Raw genomic sequence first — 3,952 nt, 5'->3', positions numbered from 1 at the left:
CGCCGCATCCAGCCTCGCACGGCGCGGTCCGCGAAGCAAATTTGCCTCACTGGCGTCGGTCGGCGTGGCTGCGAAGGAAATGTGTCACCGATATCCCGCAGCCACAGCGCCTCCCCATCCCCTGCCCTACCCAAGTGCCGCTCGCGTCACAGCGATGCGTCGTCTGGGCGTCAGGGCCACACATGGCAGCACAGAGGCCCTGTACCCAACCAGACGGCGAAGCTGCGAAGCTGCGCACTGCGACGGACGACGAAATCGCGCGGCTCAACGCCCTCCTCCAGCGGGCGCATGCCAACAAGGAGGTGCTGCGGCAGGAGCAGGGGAGCAGGCGGCGGCGCTGGCCGAGCGCGACAAGGATGTGAGGAAGGAGCGGGAACGTCACGAAGCCCAGGAGCGCCACTCACATGAGGAGGTCGACCGTGCGCGCCAGGCCTCGAAGCAGCTGGAGGCCGCACTGGCCAGGGAGCAGCAACAGCGCATGCGCAGCGAGGAGGCCGCGGCCCAGACGCTGGAGGCCGGCCGCCGGATGCCGCGCGAGACACAGTAGGCCGCCCAGCAACTGGAGCGTGAACTTCGCGATCAACTCACCCGCCAGGCGAGCCTGCTCGCGCAAGTGCAGTCGGAGGGCGCAGCTCGGGTGCAGGGACTGGACGACCTGCAGCGGCAACTCAGCAAAGAAAAGAGATCGCACGAGGGCACGCGTGTGTTGTTGGCCGCTGCCCTCACCGGCAAGCGCAAGTCCGGCGGCGGACGCCGGCTCGGCGGTCAGGAAAATGACGTAGCAGCCGGACCGGGGAAGTTTGGGGCTCTTTTGGGGTTCACTCCTCCCAAAGTTCCGCTAAGTCCTTGTCGGAGTTCTGTTTTGCTTCCCAAGAACCACCAAACTCCCCCCCAAACTCGACGTGCTCGGGAAGGGCGACCGCGTGGCGTAGAAGAAAGCGAATCTGACACTCCTGTGCAGGTAAATGTGTCACTGCGCCTCTTCGGGACTGCCCTGCCGGCCGCAATGCCGCATCCGCACGGCGCGGTCCGCGAAGCAAATTTGCCTCACTGGCGTCGGTCGGCGTGGCCGCGAAGGAAATGTGTCACCGATATCCCGCAGCCACAGAGCCTTCCCATCCCCTGCCCTACCCAAGTGCCGCTCGCGTCACAGCGATGCGTCGCCTGGGCGTCAGGGGCACGCATGGCAGCACAGAGGCCCTGTACCCATAGTGCCCTCTGCAGTGCCGGCAGCGAAACGGCGCGTCCAGAAGTTCCGCGTCAAGCCAGTAGTCCGACGCTCTCCCGCAATGAAGGCAGGCCACAAGCAGCGGCCGCTGATGAATCGGGCATCGCGCCTGGCGTTCGCGCTGATGCACCACGCCGTGATAGCCAAGAGACATGCACAGTGGACAGAAGCGAAGGGAGTTGCAACCTTCGGACTTTGACACCAGGCCCGCGCGAATGCTGCGCTGCGGTACGTCCAGGAGCCGGGCGACCGTCCTCACGTCCAAGTCCTGCATGCCGATTCCCTCGTAGGGATCCACTACATCCCCACACAACTGCCTGACGAGCGTCGCGCCGGGCAGCAGATTCATCCGGGCGAACGTCCAAAGTATGCCGACCACGGATTCGTAGGGCTGCACCCAGCGTCGATGGAACACATAGCCGAGGCGCGGGCTCAACGCATTCTCTTCAAGCGTGAGGATTGGCAGCGACATGGCTCGACTCGCGTGAGACTTCGGGGGCGTCAGGCGGGGCTTGTCATCAACTCAGCGCTGACCGCCTGACGGCTTTGGATGTATCCGCAGTTGCGCACGGCCACATTCCACAGCGCAGCGTCCGGCTGACAGCCGGCACTGTCGCGAAGCTCGCTGTCTTTGAGCACGATCTCCACGGCGCGCGTAAACGACTCCATGGGAATCTCCAAGGCACCTGGCAAGCCATGCTTGTGGTGAAGATGTTCGAACGCCGACCACAGCAATTCGGAATCGTGCACCAGTCGGTAGCCGCCCTGGACCGCGCGCGGCAAATAGAAACGGGTAAAGCTCCATTCGCTCGCGCGCGGGAAGCGAGTCTCGTCGTAACCGTTCAGGCACGTTGCCACATCACGCACGTTTCGAATGCCGAAAAACGCGAGTTCTTCAACCATCAGACGCGAGACGATCTGCGTCTTCCTCGCATGCTGCATCGCCGTCTTGACCGCCAGCAGCTCCTGCTGGCCGACAAGGAAGGTGAACAGCCGGATCTGGAGTCGGTCAAGATGGTCGTGCACGTCGCGCAACCACTCGTACTCATGTTCGTCGTAACGCTGCGCCTCGTCGCAAAACAGCACCGCGGTGCCGCTGCCGTTTCGCGAGCATGCTTCCTTGATCTTGTTGATCAGACGCATGCGCTTGGTCGAATTGTTGCCGCTGGCCGGATCCGGGTAGCCCACCGCCTCCAGCAAGTTCGCCAGGAACGGGCCCTCGGCGTGGCGCGGCTTGTGCTCCGCCTGCGCATGATAGGTCGTGATCCTGGGGTGCGTTTGAGCCAGCAGGAGCCGCAGATACTCGATCGCACGGGTCTTGCCGATGCGCGAGGGCCCATACGTCAAGGCTCCGGTGATGTGATAGCGCAGGCACCGGTTGACCAGATCCGAGAACGCCTGAATGGCGGGGGTGGCGATCCGATAGCAACCGGTCTCGATCGGGTGCAAGGCCGGATCAATCGGTCGGGGGCCGGGAGCAGGTGGCGCCGACGCCGCTGTGGCTTGACCTTCAGATGACATGGTGAACTCCCGTTGCGTCCTTCAGATCGCACCCACGAAGCCGCTGCCAATCGTCAGCCGTTCTGGCTCTGCATGCCCTTCAGTCCTGGACGCGGTTGCGCCCTGCGGGACCGAGCCGACCGTTGCGTGGAACGGCGCCATAGGACTCGCTGTTTGCATCGCCAAGGTGCGCAATGTGCGTGCCGCATCGCTGGCGGCCCGGCGAGAGCCTTTGGCCTGGAGCAGCTTGCTCTTGATGTATGTCTCCAGGAACTCCTGAGAGATGGCAGCATTCATGTGTTTGCGTGCGCGCATTCGTAGTACCTCCTGGCGCAGCTTCAGGTCGTGCAGGATCTCTCCCCATGCACCCTGTGCCTTGAGCACGCCGATTTCGGCGCCCTCCGCCGTGAAGGCGCGCACGGCGCGCACGTCCTGGCTGTTGTAGTAGATGCGTAGCGTCTGGCCCAGATAGGCCGCGCTGCTGGCCAGGAGCGTGTTGGTATAGCGAACGCCGTGAAAGTTGATGTGAGGTCTCTGGCCCTGATCCAGGTAGCCGCGCACCGTCGCCCGCCTGGGCGTCTGCATCAGGCACAAGGTGCGCCGCTTGGCTTCGGGAAGCCAGTTCAGCATTGCGCCGTTGCCCCGGATAGAAAGTGCCGCCGCCTCCAGCGGCGTGCGGCCGTTCAGGCCGTTATGGGGTGACGCGTTATAGGTGGCGATGGCTGCCTCCAAAAGTTCGTCAATCTCGTCGAGCGACACGTACAGGCGGAGATTGCCCTTGGGGTCCGACAAGGCGCGGCGCACGTCACGGACGCCCGTTCCGGTATAGCCCGGTAGCCGGCTCGACAGATTGGCGGCGATTGATCCGAAGAAGCGCTCGATGTAGGGCCGATCGTCCGGGACATGCACGGGGCCGGCGTCGATGAAGCAGCCGATGAATTCCGCCAGTGCATGCCTGACGTCATCGGCGAGGTTGGCCTTGGCGTTGTCGAGCTTGAACCAGCGCCAGGTTGCATAGCCCAATTCCGGCATCTTGCCCGAAGGAAACCCACCCTGCGCGCCGTAGCCGACGCCCGGTAACGTGAAGGTGCGCGGCCGGTGCGGCACCAGGGCGGCTTCGATGGTGCGGATCACGTCGTAGCGCGAGTACTCGCGGTTGAGACTGACGTGATAGCCAAGAACCGCGCGACTGAAGACGTCGAGGATGACCAGCAGCCAGATGCG

3 protein-coding genes are annotated in these 3,952 nt (G+C 64.0%); all 3 read right to left on the bottom strand.

Annotated features, from left to right (window positions below; all coding sequences use genetic code 11):
- Positions 1 to 400: 400 nt before the first annotated feature.
- Positions 401 to 691 carry a hypothetical protein gene (locus tag QTI66_RS39265; protein WP_286565789.1) on the bottom strand — a complete coding sequence of 97 codons (291 nt, stop codon included), beginning with the start codon at positions 689 to 691 and terminating at the stop codon, positions 401 to 403.
- A 1,038-nt stretch (positions 692 to 1,729) separates the two neighbouring features.
- Positions 1,730 to 2,749, bottom strand: coding sequence for an AAA family ATPase (locus QTI66_RS39260; RefSeq protein ID WP_286565788.1), 1,020 nt, complete (start codon positions 2,747 to 2,749; stop codon positions 1,730 to 1,732).
- Positions 2,750 to 2,770: 21 nt separating this feature from the next.
- Positions 2,771 to 3,952: TnsB C-terminal domain-containing protein (locus tag QTI66_RS39255; RefSeq protein ID WP_506555403.1), on the bottom strand; the 1,182-nt coding region annotated here is incomplete at its 5' end.

Origin of the sequence: Variovorax brevis (assembly GCF_030317105.1) — a bacterium.
Classification (GTDB): domain Bacteria; phylum Pseudomonadota; class Gammaproteobacteria; order Burkholderiales; family Burkholderiaceae_C; genus Variovorax; species Variovorax brevis.
The sequence above is the reverse complement of the archived record's forward strand: the minus strand, read 5'-3'. Positions and strand labels throughout refer to the sequence as shown.